The sequence below is a fragment of the Trinickia sp. genome (genome assembly GCF_057351765.1).
The window spans coordinates 1-14,544 of the sequence record NZ_JBMRBK010000011.1; the positions used below are offsets into that span (position 1 = coordinate 1).

16 protein-coding genes, 1 tRNA gene and 1 pseudogene are annotated in these 14,544 nt (G+C 60.7%); 8 read left to right on the forward strand and 10 right to left on the reverse strand.

Annotated features, from left to right (window positions below; translation table 11 throughout):
• The first annotated feature begins 376 nt into the window (after positions 1-376).
• A complete protein-coding gene (locus tag ACO1XS_RS01685; RefSeq protein WP_486389897.1) occupies positions 377-2,116 on the forward strand; it encodes a pyrrolo-quinoline quinone in 1,740 nt (579 codons plus the stop codon).
• 147 nt (positions 2,117-2,263) lie between these two features.
• On the opposite strand, the gene ACO1XS_RS01690 is transcribed toward ACO1XS_RS01685, so the two are convergent.
• The 6 genes and pseudogenes from ACO1XS_RS01690 to ACO1XS_RS01715 all read right to left on the reverse strand — a co-directional run.
• Positions 2,264-2,338 (reverse strand) — tRNA-Gly (locus ACO1XS_RS01690).
• A gap of 178 nt (positions 2,339-2,516) precedes the next feature.
• Positions 2,517-2,945 (reverse strand): DUF2442 domain-containing protein, encoded by a 429-nt coding sequence (locus ACO1XS_RS01695; RefSeq protein WP_486389898.1) that lies wholly within the window; start codon positions 2,943-2,945, stop codon positions 2,517-2,519.
• Positions 2,938-3,186 carry a DUF4160 domain-containing protein gene (locus ACO1XS_RS01700; protein ID WP_440561257.1) on the reverse strand — a complete coding sequence of 83 codons (249 nt, stop codon included), beginning with the start codon at positions 3,184-3,186 and terminating at the stop codon, positions 2,938-2,940. Before ACO1XS_RS01700 ends, ACO1XS_RS01695 begins: the two co-directional genes overlap by 8 nt.
• A 135-nt stretch (positions 3,187-3,321) precedes the next feature.
• Complete coding sequence (locus tag ACO1XS_RS01705) at positions 3,322-3,681, reverse strand: DUF1493 family protein (protein ID WP_486389899.1); 360 nt, start codon at positions 3,679-3,681, stop codon at positions 3,322-3,324.
• Positions 3,678-4,130 (reverse strand): STM2901 family protein, encoded by a 453-nt coding sequence (locus ACO1XS_RS01710; protein ID WP_486389906.1) that lies wholly within the window; start codon positions 4,128-4,130, stop codon positions 3,678-3,680. Before ACO1XS_RS01710 ends, ACO1XS_RS01705 begins: the two co-directional genes overlap by 4 nt.
• Positions 4,131-4,378: 248 nt before the next feature.
• Positions 4,379-4,555: pseudogene (locus tag ACO1XS_RS01715) on the reverse strand (transposase); the annotation flags it as partial.
• 759 nt (positions 4,556-5,314) lie between these two features.
• Here ACO1XS_RS01715 and ACO1XS_RS01720 point away from each other — a divergent pair.
• The 5 genes from ACO1XS_RS01720 (at position 5,315) to ACO1XS_RS01740 (ending at position 9,726) form a co-directional block, all read left to right on the forward strand.
• Complete coding sequence (locus tag ACO1XS_RS01720; protein ID WP_486389900.1) at positions 5,315-7,456, forward strand: peptidase domain-containing ABC transporter; 2,142 nt, start codon at positions 5,315-5,317, stop codon at positions 7,454-7,456.
• Positions 7,456-8,265, forward strand: a complete 810-nt coding sequence (locus ACO1XS_RS01725; RefSeq protein ID WP_486389901.1) for a sulfotransferase — start codon at positions 7,456-7,458, stop codon at positions 8,263-8,265. Before ACO1XS_RS01720 ends, ACO1XS_RS01725 begins: the two co-directional genes overlap by 1 nt.
• A 69-nt stretch (positions 8,266-8,334) precedes the next feature.
• Positions 8,335-8,526 carry a hypothetical protein gene (locus ACO1XS_RS01730; protein ID WP_440561391.1) on the forward strand — a complete coding sequence of 64 codons (192 nt, stop codon included), beginning with the start codon at positions 8,335-8,337 and terminating at the stop codon, positions 8,524-8,526.
• 267 nt (positions 8,527-8,793) lie between these two features.
• On the forward strand, positions 8,794-8,919 hold the full coding sequence (locus ACO1XS_RS01735; protein WP_331571881.1) for a benzoate/H(+) symporter BenE family transporter: 126 nt from the start codon (positions 8,794-8,796) through the stop codon (positions 8,917-8,919).
• A gap of 75 nt (positions 8,920-8,994) precedes the next feature.
• The gene (locus tag ACO1XS_RS01740; RefSeq protein WP_486389902.1) at positions 8,995-9,726 is read left to right on the forward strand and encodes an oxygen-binding di-iron domain-containing protein; all 732 of its coding nucleotides are present in this window, start codon (positions 8,995-8,997) and stop codon (positions 9,724-9,726) included.
• Positions 9,727-9,864: 138 nt separating this feature from the next.
• Here the strand turns inward: ACO1XS_RS01740 and ACO1XS_RS01745 are convergent, their stop codons facing one another.
• The 3 genes from ACO1XS_RS01745 to ACO1XS_RS01755 all read right to left on the reverse strand — a co-directional run bounded on the left by ACO1XS_RS01745 (position 9,865) and on the right by ACO1XS_RS01755 (position 12,464).
• The gene (locus ACO1XS_RS01745) at positions 9,865-10,908 is read right to left on the reverse strand and encodes a methyltransferase (RefSeq protein ID WP_486389907.1); all 1,044 of its coding nucleotides are present in this window, start codon (positions 10,906-10,908) and stop codon (positions 9,865-9,867) included.
• Between the two features lie 332 nt (positions 10,909-11,240).
• Positions 11,241-12,053: a class I SAM-dependent methyltransferase gene (locus ACO1XS_RS01750; RefSeq protein WP_331567730.1), complete on the reverse strand. Its 813-nt coding sequence runs from the start codon at positions 12,051-12,053 to the stop codon at positions 11,241-11,243.
• Positions 12,054-12,206: 153 nt separating this feature from the next.
• Entirely contained in the window at positions 12,207-12,464 is a 258-nt protein-coding gene (locus tag ACO1XS_RS01755; RefSeq protein WP_331567710.1) for a type 2 periplasmic-binding domain-containing protein, read from the reverse strand.
• A 353-nt stretch (positions 12,465-12,817) separates the two neighbouring features.
• On the opposite strand from ACO1XS_RS01755, the gene ACO1XS_RS01760 reads away from it, so the two are divergent.
• Positions 12,818-13,108, forward strand: coding sequence for a hypothetical protein (locus tag ACO1XS_RS01760; RefSeq protein ID WP_331567708.1), 291 nt, complete (start codon positions 12,818-12,820; stop codon positions 13,106-13,108).
• Here the strand turns inward: ACO1XS_RS01760 and ACO1XS_RS01765 are convergent.
• The gene (locus tag ACO1XS_RS01765; RefSeq protein WP_331567706.1) at positions 13,092-13,991 is read right to left on the reverse strand and encodes a LysR family transcriptional regulator; all 900 of its coding nucleotides are present in this window, start codon (positions 13,989-13,991) and stop codon (positions 13,092-13,094) included. The two genes, ACO1XS_RS01760 and ACO1XS_RS01765, sit on opposite strands and share 17 nt — an antisense overlap.
• A 130-nt stretch (positions 13,992-14,121) precedes the next feature.
• On the opposite strand from ACO1XS_RS01765, the gene ACO1XS_RS01770 reads away from it, so the two are divergent.
• Entirely contained in the window at positions 14,122-14,514 is a 393-nt protein-coding gene (locus tag ACO1XS_RS01770) for a carboxymuconolactone decarboxylase family protein (RefSeq protein ID WP_331567704.1), read from the forward strand.
• The last annotated feature ends 30 nt before the right edge of the window (positions 14,515-14,544 follow it).

Here is a 14,544-nt window from a genome sequence, read left to right on the forward strand (position 1 = left end):
GCAACCGTTCGTAATGCGACGCATCGTGCGCGAATTTATCTTCGCGCTGCTGCGTGATGGCCCGCCGGGCATCGACGAGCAACGCGACGGCGCTGGTGCGAGACATGAAATACCGTTCCATCGACTGCCATTCAAAGGGGGGAATGAGTCGGGCATCGATTGTCGCCCGAAATGCGTGACCATGCATCGACAGCCGGTTAATGAAAAAATTCAGGCATGGCGCAAAAAAAAGGGCACGCAAACCCGCAACGATGGCGGACCAATGCGCTGCAATGTCGCGCTACGTTGTGTGCGGCTTCGTACCATCGAAGCCTCTGACGATGCGTCGGCCGACGTTTTTGCGATCGTCTGGCGCTCGCCGGGAACGGAGATTGGCATGCGAGCTCTGCAGCCCGAGCGCGACGACAGGCGGCGCCTGCTCGCCCAACGCGCGAGACGTCTGGGAATATGGCTTTTGACAGCGGGCATCTGCGTATCGTGCGGTGGAGGTGGCTCCGGTAGCAGCCAGATGGCGGCGCTCGGAGGCGGCGCGGGTGGCGGTGGAACCGGCTCGGGCGGCGGAACCGGCGCGGGCGGCGGAACGGGCGGCGGCGGCATGGGCGGCATGGCCTTCGCCACCGACGTACTGATGCACCACAATGACCTCGCCCGTACGGGCGAGATGCTGGCCGAGACGACGCTGACGCCGGCCAACGTGCGCGCTGCGACGTTCGGCAAGGTGGGTTTCCTGCCGGCCGATGGCAAAGTGGATGCTCAACCTCTCTTCGTCACGAATCAGTCGATCGGTGGGGCCGCGCACAACGTCGTCTATGTCGCGACCGAGCACGATAGCGTCTATGCCTACGACGCCGACACGTCGGCACTCCTATGGCATGTCTCGCTTGTGGGCAACGGAGAGACGCCGAGCGACGATCACGGGTGTCAGGACTTCACGCCGGAAATCGGCATCACCGCCACACCGGTAATCGATCGCAATCGCGGCGCGAACGGCGTGCTCTATGCCGTCGCAATGACGCGGGATGCAAGCGGCGGCTACCACCATCGCCTGCACGCACTCGATTTGTCGACGGGTACCGAAGTGCTGGGCGGCCCCAACGAGATCGGCGCGAGCGTTCCGGGCAATGGAAGCGAAGGCACGAACGGCGTGATGCGGTTCGATCCGTCGCTGCATACCGAACGTGCCGCCCTGACGCTCGTCGGCGACAAGATTTACACCGGATGGACTTCCCACTGCATGAACGGCCCTTATACGGGCTGGATCATGTCCTACAGCGCGAATACGCTGCAGCAAACGGGCGTGCTCAACATCGCGCCGAACGGAAGCGCCGGATCCGTCTGGATGGCGGGCTCCGGGATGGCTTCCGACGGTACGTCGATTTTCGTCGTCGATGGCAACGGCACGTTCGATCCGACGCTCAATGCGCAGGGCATGCCGAGCGGAGGCAATTTCGGCAATACCTTCATGAAGCTATCGGGTGCGTCGCTCGCCGTCACCGATTACTTCGCGATGTCGAATACCGTAGCCGAATCGAATGCCGACGACGATTTCGGTTCAGGCGGGCCCTTGCTGCTGCCCGACGAGGTGGCGGCGGACGGCACCGTCAAGCACCTGGCTGTCGCTGCGGGCAAGAACAACAAGATCTATGTCGTCGATCGCGATGCGATGGGCAAGTTCGACGCTGCGGGGGACCACATCTGGCAGGAGCTGACGGGCACGCTGGGCGGTGGCATCTGGGGCTCGCCGGCGTATTACAACGGTGTGGTGTACTACGGCGGGCTCAACGACAATCTCAAGGCCTTGCCGATCACGAACGCACTGCTTGCATCGACCGCAGCTTCGAGGAGTCCCACGACCTTTCCCTATCCGGGCACCACGCCGGCGATCTCAGCCAACGGCGCGACGAACGGCATCGTATGGGCCGCGGAAAACGGCAGCACGGGTGTGCTGCATGCGTACGACGCGGGCAATTTGGGCAACGAGCTTTACAACAGCAATCAGGCCGGTACGCGCGATCAATGGGGTAGTGGCAACAAGTTCATCACGCCGATGATTGCGCTGGGCAAGGTGTACGTGGGTGCGACGAATGGCGTTGCTGTTTTTGGGTTGCTGCATTAGGCGGTGCGGGGCGGCGGGCGATGCAGGGTGCCGCCGCTTCCCTTCGGGCGAGGGTCGACCGCGTATCGATTTGCACGAAAGGGGGAGTAATCCGGGAACCGCGCGCAGATCACATTGCGCGAAAGTCTTTGCAGGAAGAGGAGATGCTGGAGCGGGCGATGGGAATCGAACCCACGTCTCTAGCTTGGGAAGCTAGGGTAATAACCATTATACGACGCCCGCGGAGCCGGTGATTGTACAGGGGTTACCGTGGGGACGGCAAGCACAAGAGATTGGCCAGTGATGGCAAAACTGGCATGGCTCGATCGTGAAGCGCTGGCACCGCTAGGATAATCGGCGAGCCACCGCTTCGGGGGAGAGGCATGTTTAGAAGCCGCTGCCGTAGTCCGAGTCCATTTCGTTACGCGTGTGCGGGCGTGGCCGGATGTTTGCGCGGGCGGCCACCCTTGCGTCCGTTCTGGCGGGATGCCGCAGCCTTGGCTGGGGACTTGATCGCGCCCATCCCGCGCGCGAGTTCGCGCATCCACGCCTTGGTTCCAAAAATGCCATGCAACAGGCCCGGGCCCCACAGACCGAGATCAAGGCGCGGCCAGTACAGCGAGGTACCCGCGCCCGATACCTCTACCTCAGCGAGTTCGGCCAATGTCGGCTCACGCCCCAGCGTGCCGAAGTCTTGAATCAGCGTGATAGGAACCCCGAGTTTCACACCATGTACGAATACGACCTCCAGCGTGCGCGTGGAGCGTATGAAGCGGACCGATACGATAGTCGGTTCATCTGCACCGCGCTTGCGTGCGGCGGCAATTTCGGCAGCAGTGATGTTAGCCATGTATATTTCTCCATTCCCTGCAAAGGCGCTCGATTTCGGGCTCGATCAGTTCCGCAAGCCGGGCAATTGTGCGATCCGACATGCGCCCCTTTACTGTCCGTAACCTGAGCGGGCCGCGCGGACAGCTCAACTCGAACACGCACGACGGGCCGCTCGTCTTTTCGACGTGAACGTGCGGTGGGCTATGGTCGTTGGTGAATATTTGAACACGATAGCCGAGGATTCTTAGCAGTGTTGGCATGCTGGGATTATAACCTAACGTTAGGTTTTTGCCGGTAAGCTTCCAGCGGTAATCCCCCGAAGATCACGTTGTCGGCTGCCGCGTCCAGCTGAATCATCTGGTATCGAAACCGCCCATCGCCTTCCCGATGGTTCGTCACAAGCGACCGTTTTCTACCTTGGCGGAATCCCATTTCCCCAGCCCGATAGCTGTGACGAGCATGCCGACCGTGATAGGAATGCGATCGAGCGCCTTTCGCCGCTTTCGCGACAGGGCTGTGACGAGCATGATCAGAAGGCCGGACCCCTCGTCCATGAAGTAGCGCCCCGACGCAAAATCGCCTTCATCGACCTTGAAGCGGGCAAAGAAGGCTTCCATGAACATTTCGCCCTCCATGCCAGTGATGCCGAGGTCGTCTTCAAGCGTCGTGGCCGTCGTGATGACCTTGCTCTTCGACAAGCCGCGCTCTTTGCGCACGAACAATTCGACTTCTTCGAGCAGCAGCGGATTGCTCATAGCCGGTCCTCGGGCTTCACCAACTGGTTGTAATGAACGGCGCTGCGGTAGCTGATTACCGACACGTCGTAGGCGAGGATGACTTCGCCGATGATCGGGACCGTGCGACCGACGAAGATGCCGATGTTGCGCGTCCAAAGAATTTTGAAGCGTCGGACGCTGCCGAGCGTTAGCGTTGGCAGGATGTCCTTTTCTATCCTGAAGTCGAGGTGCCTGCGCGCCAGCCGCGATGCTATCGATGTGCCGATTGTCGCACCCTTCGGTTTGCGCCTCGTTGGAAGGAATGGCCAGCCGATGATCAGCAGTGCCAGCCCGGTCAGCTCGTCAACGCCGAAGTGCGTTGCGGCCTCGTCGAGCATGACGAGAAAGAACAATTGCGGCGGCGTTAGGTTTGTGTGTATGCCGTATGTGTAGGTGTTGTTCGATACGTTTTGGTCCTCGGAGTCGATCAGGGCGAGAACGTATCAGAACTTGATTCGTCTGAGAATAGACAGGCCGGGCTACTCCATGCCAGCGCGTCAGCAAGCCTAGCCACCTGCCTTATACCGCCGCTTCGTCGAGTAGGATGCCCTCGTTGTTACGATCGCGGCATAGCCGGGATAGTCGCCGCATGGACGACACCGAACACCCCCGACAATTTCCCGCCGCTGACCATCGAGGAGAGTAGCGAGTTGGCTGCCGCAATTCGCGAAGTCTGCATCGTCTCCAAACCGCGCGGCCGCCGGCCTTTGCCCGCCTTAGGGTAATGAGGCTCGATCAGCTCCATCAGCCGCGCCCACGGCACCACCTGATCCATCTCGTCAAGGAAGCGTTGGTGCTTGGTCTTACGCTTCTTGCTCGTCTCTGCCAGCGTTGCAAAGCTGATTTGCTTCATCGTCCTTCTGTACTCGACTCGTCCGCGTTGCGCCCAGCGAGGACTTGTTTAGAGATTCCCTAGCTCGGGATACGGAGGAATGATTGGCACCCGTTCAGTTGCTTTGAATCGCTCGATGCTGCGGGCGGGCAGATTGTCATCGATACGAGAGAACCCCGCAATCGGACGGATATGCCGCTACCGAGCCAATGACTTTCTTGAATGACCCGGCAACGGCCCGAAAACGACGGATTTCGGCTTGCTTCGACTCGAATCCATCAGAATCGAATGACGTAAAAACTAGAAATACCCTACCTAATTCTCAAAAACTCTCATCATCGCGGAGAGGCTTTAACTATCGAGTTGACAGCGTCTGTGCGGTGTCGCCGGAGCAGTGCGAATTCAATTACGCACCAGCGAATCAATAAGGATTATCTGACGAGAAATTCAACGAATTCTTCACATTTTATTATCAATAACTATGCGAGACTATAAGCGCTCGCCGATCGACCGGCTTTCAATGTAAATCGATGCGGCACGCCCGCAGCTTTCTCATTGAGATGAAGCATCAAAAAATAGTTTTCTTATGGCGCAAAACCGGATCTTTCGGACAGCTGCACTGAATTACCGGCAACGCACAATGGCCGGCACGGTTCTGATCCGCCGGGCATGGCCTGCGTGGGCGTCGTGGGCACTGGCAGGCTCGCTCGTGGCCGCCGTGATGATCTTTGCGTACATGGCGCAAACGCGATGATCGGGCTGCGCGGGAAACTTCCCGTTATGCTCCAGGCCGAGTTGACCGAATGCGGTCTCGCGTGCGTGGCCATGATGGCCGCCTTCCACGGAAAACCGCTTTCGATGCGCGAAGCCAGACAGCACATTGTGTTGTCCAGCAAAGGTGCAACGCTTGCGGATCTCATCGATATTGCCTCCGCTTTGGCGTTGTCGTCGCGAGCGTTACGCGTCGAGATCGAAGATTTCGGCGAGCTGCGGCTGCCGTGCATTCTGCACTGGAACATGAATCATTTTGTCGTGCTTAAGTCGCTGAGCCGAAGCGGCGTCACGATACACGACCCGGCCGCGGGCTTGCGGCGAATTTCGTGGCGCGAGTTCGATGGGCATTTCACCGGCGTGGCGCTGGAATTGTGGCCATCGAGCGAATTCGTGCGCCACAGCGAAAAACGAGATCTCTCGCGCTTCGCACCGATCGCCAAATATTGTCTCGATGCGAAATCCGAACTTAGCTGGATTTTGCTATCGGCATTCGCGCTCGAGGCGTTGTCCATTGCCATGCCGTTTCACCTGCGATGGGCAATCGACCGGGGGCTCGTGTCGTCGTCTCACGCGCGTACGCTGGCGGTGCTGTCGATGGGATTCGCGCTGCTGGTCGTCGTGCAGGCGGCGATCTCCGCGGTTCGTGGGTGGCTAGTCGCCGCGATCAGCGCACACCTGAATTTCCGGTGGCTATCGAATGTCTTTTCGCATTTGATTCGGCTGCCGCTCGCGTGGTTCGAACGGCGTCACCCGGGCGCCGTTCAGTCGAACTTCGGATCGGTCGAGCAGATCCAGCACATGCTGAGTACGCGATTTGCGCAAACGATCGTCGATGGCGTCATGGTCGTCGGCACGATGGCCATGATGCTGTCGTATAGCACTGCCGTCGGCGTCGTATCGGTCGGTGCCGCGTCGCTGTACCTCGCCTCCCGATGGCTGTCGTTTCGTGCAATGCGCGACGTCAAGGCGGAAGAGATCGCGTTCGGCAGCAAGCAGAACAATCATTTTCTCGAAACGCTGCGCGGCATTCAGACCGTGCGCCTGTATGGCCAAGTGCCGCTGCGGACAATGCATTGGCTGAATCTGCTGGTCAGTCAGTTCAACGCCGGTCTGCGCGGTGAACGCATTGTCGCCGTTCAACGCGCGATGAGCACATTGCTGTTCGGGCTGGAGCGCATTGCGGCCGTCTGGATCGGCGCGCTCGCGGTCATCGATAGCCGCTTGACGGTGGGGATGCTGTTCGCCCTTGTCGCCTACCGGGAGCAATTCTCAACCCGTGTTGCCGGGCTGATCGATTGCGTCATCGATTTGAGAATGCTTGCCGTGCACGTGGAACGGGTAACCGACATTACCGATCACGCGCCCGAACCCAACGAAGCAGTGGCGGGCTGCTTGTCGCCGATCGACCACGATCGTCTGGAGGCGAGCGTCGAGCTGCGCGGCGTCAGTTTCCGATATGCGCCGTCCGAGCCGTGGGTATTGAAGCGCGTCGATCTGCGCATCGAGCCCGGCGAAAGCGTCGCCATTACCGGCCCATCCGGGGGCGGTAAATCGACCTTGGCAAAAATCCTGTTAGGGCTGCTCGAACCCGTGGAGGGAGAAGTGCTGTTTGGCGGCCGGCGTATCGACGAGATCGGATTGACACCTTTTCGTCGTCTCGTCGGCACCGTGATGCAGGACGACACCGTGTTCGGCGGCACGATTGCCGAGAACATCAGCTTCTTTGCCGCGGACGTCGATATCGCGCGCATCGAAGCCTGTGCAGCGCTCGCCGGGCTCCATGCGGAAATCGATCGCATGCCGATGGGTTACGACAGCCTCGTGGGCGCGGGCGGATGTTTGCTGTCGGGAGGCCAGAAGCAGCGCCTGCTGCTGGCGCGTGCGCTCTACAAACAACCCCGCCTGCTGCTGCTCGACGAAGCCACGAGCCATCTGGATACCGCGAATGAAACCGCCATCAATGCGGCCGTGCGCGCGATGCAACTGACTCGCATCGTCATTGCCCATCGGCCGCAGACGATTGCGTCGGCCGAGCGCGTGTTCCGGCTCGAGCACGGCCGCGTAGATCTTGTCGACGATGACGAGGCACACCGGGGCCAGGATGCCGGCGCGGTCGGCACCCACCACGCTCATAGGGAGACCGCCTGATGACCTATCACGTTCTGTCGGGATTGCCGCGCTCGGGATCGACGCTGCTGGCGGCGCTGCTTCGACAGAATCCTCGTATCCACGCGGATATGACAAGCCCCGTCGCCCAGCTCTACATTGCGCAGTTACAGGCGATGAATGCATCGGTCGAGATGCACCATCATTTTGATACGGCACGACGGCGACGGCTGTTGCGGGCGGTTTTCGATGCCTACTACGGCGATGCGGACGGACGGCCGGTTGTGATCGATACGCATCGCTCATGGAGCTGCATGCTGCCGGGATTGGTCGATCTGTTTCCGGCGACACGGGCGATTTGCTGCGTCCGGAATGTCGGCTGGGTGGTGGACAGCCTCGAGCGGCTCGCGCGCAAGCATCCCCATCGATTGTCCGCATTGTTCGGCAACCGGGCGGACGTGACGGTGTACGAGCGCGTCGAGGCGCTTTGTGCGAGCAACGGCATGGTGGGCTACGCGCTCGATGCACTGAAGCAGGCTTGCTATGGGGCCGAAGCCGGACGCGTGCTCGTGGTGCGCTACGAAACGTTGTGCCGCGAGCCCGCCCTGGCGCTCGCTCGCATTTATGCGCATCTTGATGAAGTGCCTTTCGAACACGACACGGCAAACGTTCAATACGACGCTGAGAGCTTCGATCTCGCCGTGAATACGCCCGGCCTGCATCAGGTGCGGCGCGGCGTGTCGTTCGAGCCGCGTGACACGGTCTTGCCGCCCGATATGTTCGCGCATCTGGAGTCGTTCAATTTCTGGGAACGCCCCGATGTGGAGGCACACGGCATCGCGATTGTATGACTTCGATCGATACCCGCACGATCGAAGGCAATGAAGCCTTTAATTGCGGGATTTACGAGGATATTCACCATGAATGAGAAGAACCAGGTCGAGCGCCAGGCAGCTGAATCGCTCACGCGCGAAAAGATCCGCACGCCGATGACGCTCCGTGAAGGTCGCTCGTCGTCGCTGCGGACGCTGACCGCCGAGGAAATCCAGGGCGTGCGCGGTGGGTATAGCGACCCGGGCCCGAACTGCAACCGCTGGGGATACGGCTGCTAAATAGCGGTGAGATGACGCGCGCCGGAAGGCGTGCGTCTCCGTACCCCTCAGCGATTGGAAGCACAGCGGCTCCGCTCCCGCACCTGCGACTCGTTACGATCCTCGGCTTGTACATCCACGTTTGCCGGCTCCTTGAGTAGACGATAGGATCGAGCTCGCTCCTTCGTATCCGAACTCGATTCGTCTGAGAATGACGGACCGGGCTACTTCGTGCAAGCGCGTCAGCAAGCCTACCCACTGGGCTCCGTACCGGGCACCATGAGTGGCATGGTCGTGGAGGTCGCGGACGATCGCGATGCGGCCGCTCTGGCGTTTGCTGCTACCGCCTCGGGCATAGCTCTGGTCGGGATCGGGTCCGCGTTTTGGGGCATTGGACATCAGTACCCTGGATAATCGACAATCGGTGAACGTGCACCGACGATGTGACCGCGCCTGGAGCACGTCAGTTGCCCAAGACAGGAGCGCACCATGTCGACTCTATCTCTTTCGAGCGGTACAACAATCGACGAGATTGCGGACCGCATCTATCGCATCTCCACTCCAGTCGAGATTCCCGGTGGCGGCGGATTCTCGTTCAACCAGTACCTGATCGACGACGACGAGCCGCTGCTATTTCATACGGGTCTGCGCAGATTATTTCCGGTCGTCCGGGAAGCAGTCGAGCGGATCATGCCAATCGGTCGCTTGCGTTATGTCGGTTTCTCGCATTTCGAGGCCGACGAATGCGGCGCACTCAACGAGTTTCTCGCGGCCGCGCCGCGTGCGGAGCCACTGTGCGGCCAGATCGCGGCTATAGTCTCGGTTAGTGACTACGCCGACCGGCCGCCACGTGCGCTGGATGATGGCGAGACGCTCTCGCTTGGGCAGCACACCGTGCGCTGGCTTTATACACCGCATTTACCGCACGCGTGGGAATGCGGGTTCCTCATGGAGACAGCGTCGGCAACGCTGCTTTGTGGCGACTTGTTTACCCAAGGCGGTTCGAATCACCCGCCGCTTACCGAGGGCGACATCCTCGAATCGAGCGAGGCATTCCGTCACAAGATGGACTACTTCTCCCACACCAGGGACGCCCGCGCAATGCTGGAACGCCTCGCGGCCTTGCAGCCGACAACGCTCGCCTGCATGCACGGCAGTGCTTGGCGCGGCGATGGCGCGGCCTTGTTGCGCGCGCTCGCCGACAGCGTCGAACACGGCTAGGCCCTGCGCTGAAGGGCCGCTTCGGAGCAAACTGATCAGCTCGTCTCGTCCGGGGCTACGCCCGTCGTCCGGCTGTCACCGACCGCCGAGAAGCATCGTGGTCGGTGGTCGAATGCCTGCGGATTTCGCGGCGACTTTCTACCTGGTTCCAATCACCATTGAATCGGGCCCGGTAAGAGCCTCGACGCGTACCTGTGTGAAGCCGACTTCCTGCATCCATTCGCGACACTGCGCGCCGGTATAGTCGAAGCCGCCGGCTGTCTCGATAAGCATGTTGAGGCTCATTAGCAGGCCAAAGGCATTGCGCCTTCGCTCATCGTCAATTATCGCGTCGTACACGATCAGGCAACCTCCAGGAGGTAGCGCTGCGTAACACTTCGCGAGGAGTTCGAGCTTCTGCGCGAGGTCCCAGTCGTGGAGGATGTGCCCCATTACGAGCACATCGGCCCCCGGACAGGGATCCTTGAAGAAGTCGCCCGGATAGAAATGCAACCGTTCCTGCAGGCCGTGCGACGTGACGTATTCTTCAAATACAGGGCGCACCACCGGCAGATCGAAGCCGCCGCCGCGCAAGTGGGGATGGGCGAGTGCGATCTGCACGGGTAAGGCGCCTTGGGCCGCGCCGATGTCGACGAAGGTGCTGTAATTCTGCCAGGGGAATTGCTGCGCAATCGCCTTGGCTGCGCCCAGGCTGACCCCGCTCATCGCACGCAGGAATCCACGTAGTTCGTGTTCGTCGCGATATATCGTATCGAAGAAATTGCCGCCCCCTTTAATCTCATTCTGTGGCTGCCCCGTGCGAAGGGCTTCCGTCAGAGAACCCCAGAACGGATATAGCCGCGCGTTGGCCATTTCCAGCAACCCACCTACGTAGCCATGCTTGGCCCTGTCCAGAAAGACATCGACATCCGGCGTATTGCGGTACCTCCCATCTTCGCGTTCCAGCAGATTCAAAGCGACCAGCGCGTCAAGAAAATCAAGGGCCGATCTCGGATGCAAGTCGAGTGCGTCAGCGAGCTGCGTGCCTTCGAGAGGACCTGCCGCGAGGTGCGAGAACACACCGAGTTCGACTGCGGACAATAGGGTCTTGGACGCCCAGAACCCCATGCCCAGTTGAAGTAGCCGTTCGGGGGAGGGCTCGCTCTGGAGCGTGTTGTCAGCGCCAGGCTCCTGTTGAACCATGCTCGGTGTGCTTTTCATCATTGCTCCCGGGGGCGTATGAAGAGCATCAAATAGCGTAGTGGGCGAAGCGAAGCTTTTCAAGCGATCGCTATCGTTCAGACGAACGAGCAATGCGTCAATTGGCGCGCCTTCTCGTGCGCTTGCGGATCTCCGAATCGAGAGTAAGCCGGCCGCGCAACTTGCCCTTCATCCGCTTCACATAACGCGCGCGCGGCGGTGCTCGACCTGTTTTCCCACTTGATTCGAACGCCGAGTACTGACTGAAAGTTCTCGCTGAAGGCATCCGCGCTGCCCGGCAGCTTTTGCACGGATATGAGCAATCCATGAATCCACTATCCTGCTGCCACGATCACATGCGCCTGAATTTTGCCGGCCACCGGCCCGTCGCCATGGCGGTTGGCAATCGCCTTCGTCGCTCGGTCCGTGGCGAGTTGAAGCAAGCTGGCGTCGCGCGCTTCGATTTCATTACGCAGAGGCGTTCCCAGACAATAGGCGGCGGCAGCGTCTCGCGCCGAACGCGCCGAGCTCACCTTCTCGCGTGTCTCGACCTCGATGTCGGAAAATCCTGCGCGGCTCAGCTCCTCGCGGATCAGCGCGACATCGTGATAGCCGTGCGGCGTGCGGGCGAGGAATCGAGGAGGGTCGTGCGGAAACAGCGTGGCGACGGCATTGGCAACTTCTTCGGCAAAGTCGTTCTCTTCGATGCGGTCCCAGACGTTGAAGACAAAGCGACCGCCAGGCCTCAGCATGCGCCGCGCCTCGACGTAGCCGGCGACCCGGTTGGGAAAAAACATCGCGCCGAACTGGCAGCAAACCACGTCGAACGAGGCATCTTCGAACGGCAGATCAAGCGCGTCCGCTTGCCTCCATTCGATACGGCTGTCGGCCTGCTGCTTGGCCGCGGCGTAGTCGAGCATGGGCTGGTTGAGGTCGGTCACGACGTAGCGCGCACCCGCGCAAAGTTTTGGCGCAAGCGCTCGCGTGACCACGCCGCTGCCGGCTGCCGTTTCAAGCACCGAGCCGGGCGAGGAGGCTGCGACAAGCTCCGCCAAGTCGGCGGCATAGGCCTCGAAGATCAGCGGCACCATCAGCGTGTCATAGAACTTCGGGATCGAGCCACCAAACACCTTATCGCGCTCGGTCATGATTCCTCCGCGAAAGCACCAACGGTGCCCTTGATCATCATTCAAGAGCGCACCAACCTGCTGCAATGAGGCGTCAGCCTGCTTGGTAATTGGCGAGCATTTACCATGGTGGCCACGCATATCCGCCCCGTCAAGGTTGTCCGGCAATCATGTTCACAACCGGTCACGCACACACATTGCATCATCGGCATAAATCGTGGGCTCGTCGTTTTCCCACTCGGTGAGTGTCGGCAGCAGCGAACCCTCGGCCAAGTGATTGCACACATAGAGTTCGGGAATGGGGCTCAAGCCGAATCGCGCAAGCAGCGCGTCGCGTACAGCAAGGCTCGAAGAAACCTTATAGAGGCTCGTCACCGGCACCGTCACCGTCGGTCCTTGCGAAACGCCCAGGCGGCACATATGAGGTAACATTTTCCCGGGAATAGCGGGGAATTCTGGATAACGACGACGGGATGCTGATGCTCGCTTCCTGGGTGCTGGATACGGACGACAGGGTGCTGCGCGCCCTTCGACGTGCCCGATTGCGAGTTGGCGTGCGGCGCGGCCATTTGCGCACGTTGGCTGAAAGCGCCTAGATTTTCCACCCCTTGCAAGGTTTACTACGGCGGCACAGTTACTACACTGCTAACGGGTCGCGGATATCAGACCGCGCGACCTTCTCCATCAGTTGCGCGCACTGCACGCTGTCGGAGGGAGCAGTGAGGGGACGCACGCATTGCGTGTGCGGCTTGCTCGTCTCGTTGGTCCGTCAAGGAGCATCGATCATGCAAACTGTTATAAGGAAATTTTCCGGAAAGGGTGCAAAGGAGTTATACGATCTGCTCGAGAAACGAACGACTGAGGTGGAGGAACTGATGCGTTCGGTCAAGGGCTTTGTCAGCTACACCCTCGCACGCAGTGGAGATGGCGGATTCTCGGTAACCGTTTGCCAAGACAAGGCAGGCACTGATGAAAGCATGCAAAAAGCGAAGGACTGGATCGCGAAAAACGCCGCAGACACGGGCGTGGGCGCGCCCGAAGTATTGGAAGGATCAGTCCTCATTTACCTGAAGTGACGTCTCCAAACCGTTCGACCAAGAAGTCGACAAACGTACGAATCTTCGCCGGCGGCCGCCGGTCCGCCGCGAACAGCAGGTGCATCGACCGCGACGCAGGCGCGTAGTCGGGCAATATCCGTACGAGTCGGCCAGCGTGCAAATCGTCGGCGAGCAGAACCTCGGGCTGCATGACGATGCCGAGCCCGGCGAGCGCCGCCATTTTCAGTGCTTCGCCGTTGTTGGCCGTCAGCACGAGCGAAACGGGCACGACAACTTCCCCGTCCGGTCCCGCCAAGCGCCAGCGGCGGCCCGCCACCGGATGCGCAAAGCCCAGACATCGATGGGCCGTCAGATCCGCCGGCACGGAAGGCGTCCCGTGCCGCTCCAGATAGGCAGGCGCGGCGCACACGATTGATCGATATGGGCGCAATCGTCGTGCAACGAGCGAGGAATCGGGTAGTTCGCCCACCCGCACCGCGACATCGAAGCCTTCGTCGACGAGATCGACTGCGCGATCGCTCAATACGAAGTCGATGTCGACGGCCGGATGCGCTTCGCGATAATCGATGCACGCGGGCGCCAGCGCATGGACACCGAACGATACCGGCGCCACCACGCGTAGCCGTCCGCGTGCTTCGTCTCGCAGTTCGACGCCGAGCGATTCCGCATCGCGAACGTCCGTCAGAATGCGCCGGCAACGTTCATAGTATTCGGCGCCGAGCTCAGTCAGGCTCTGACGGCGCGTCGTGCGGTTCAACAAGCGCCCGCCCAGCCGCGCTTCGAGTGCTCGGACGTGATGGCCCACCATGGTTCCCGTCAGCCGGAATTCCTCTGCTGCGGCCGAGAAACTGCCTCGTTCCACGACCCGCACGAAAATCGCCATGCTTTCCAGTCGGTCCAATTGCGAAGCGTCCTTTCGTTATGTTCGAAGCAGTTCCATCTTTTTCCCGGCGGGCTGCGTCGCAACAATGACATCGATCGCCCGAATCGAAACCGGTGCGACCTCGCAGACCAACACAGGAGGATTCGTCATGCTATCGCAACCCACGCTTCGCGAACGCGGGGCGGCATTGCTCGAGCAACTGCATGGCAGCGGTGCTGCCGACGCTTTGAGGGCCGACATGGAAGGGCTGTGCCCCGACTTTGTCGATATGTCGATCGAATGGGCGCTCGGCGGCGTCATGGCGCGGCCGGGCCTCGATCTCGTGACGCGCGAGCTCGTCGTCATCTCGTCTTGCGTGACGCTCGGGCACCCCGTTACGCAGTTGCGCGCGCACGTCCACGCCGCGCTCGCAGCCGGCGCGACACGCGAGCAGGTGATCGAAGCGATTCTGCAATTGATGTTCTATGCGGGCGGAGCGGCCGTTCGCAATGCGCTCGTTCACTGCAAGGATCTGCTAGCGGAGCCGGCGTCGGCTCGGTAGGGCAACCAACGATGGCTCTGTCAGCGCAAA

Excerpts from the sequence above, each read along its gene's own strand:
- ACO1XS_RS01745 (WP_486389907.1), bottom strand. The coding sequence starts at position 10,908 with ATGGTTCAACAGGAGCCTGGCGCTGACAACACGCTCCAGAGCGAGCCC.
- ACO1XS_RS01730 (WP_440561391.1), top strand. The coding sequence starts at position 8,335 with ATGAATGAGAAGAACCAGGTCGAGCGCCAGGCAGCTGAATCGCTCACG.
- ACO1XS_RS01755 (WP_331567710.1), bottom strand. The coding sequence starts at position 12,464 with ATGTTACCTCATATGTGCCGCCTGGGCGTTTCGCAAGGACCGACGGTG.
- ACO1XS_RS01760 (WP_331567708.1), top strand. The coding sequence starts at position 12,818 with ATGCAAACTGTTATAAGGAAATTTTCCGGAAAGGGTGCAAAGGAGTTA.
- ACO1XS_RS01770 (WP_331567704.1), top strand. The coding sequence starts at position 14,122 with ATGCTATCGCAACCCACGCTTCGCGAACGCGGGGCGGCATTGCTCGAG.
- ACO1XS_RS01750 (WP_331567730.1), bottom strand. The coding sequence starts at position 12,053 with ATGACCGAGCGCGATAAGGTGTTTGGTGGCTCGATCCCGAAGTTCTAT.
- ACO1XS_RS01695 (WP_486389898.1), bottom strand. The coding sequence starts at position 2,945 with ATGGCTAACATCACTGCTGCCGAAATTGCCGCCGCACGCAAGCGCGGT.
- ACO1XS_RS01720 (WP_486389900.1), top strand. The coding sequence starts at position 5,315 with ATGCTCCAGGCCGAGTTGACCGAATGCGGTCTCGCGTGCGTGGCCATG.
- ACO1XS_RS01740 (WP_486389902.1), top strand. The coding sequence starts at position 8,995 with ATGTCGACTCTATCTCTTTCGAGCGGTACAACAATCGACGAGATTGCG.
- ACO1XS_RS01705 (WP_486389899.1), bottom strand. The coding sequence starts at position 3,681 with ATGAGCAATCCGCTGCTGCTCGAAGAAGTCGAATTGTTCGTGCGCAAA.
- ACO1XS_RS01685 (WP_486389897.1), top strand. The coding sequence starts at position 377 with ATGCGAGCTCTGCAGCCCGAGCGCGACGACAGGCGGCGCCTGCTCGCC.
- ACO1XS_RS01735 (WP_331571881.1), top strand. The coding sequence starts at position 8,794 with ATGGTCGTGGAGGTCGCGGACGATCGCGATGCGGCCGCTCTGGCGTTT.
- ACO1XS_RS01700 (WP_440561257.1), bottom strand. The coding sequence starts at position 3,186 with ATGCCAACACTGCTAAGAATCCTCGGCTATCGTGTTCAAATATTCACC.
- ACO1XS_RS01725 (WP_486389901.1), top strand. The coding sequence starts at position 7,456 with ATGACCTATCACGTTCTGTCGGGATTGCCGCGCTCGGGATCGACGCTG.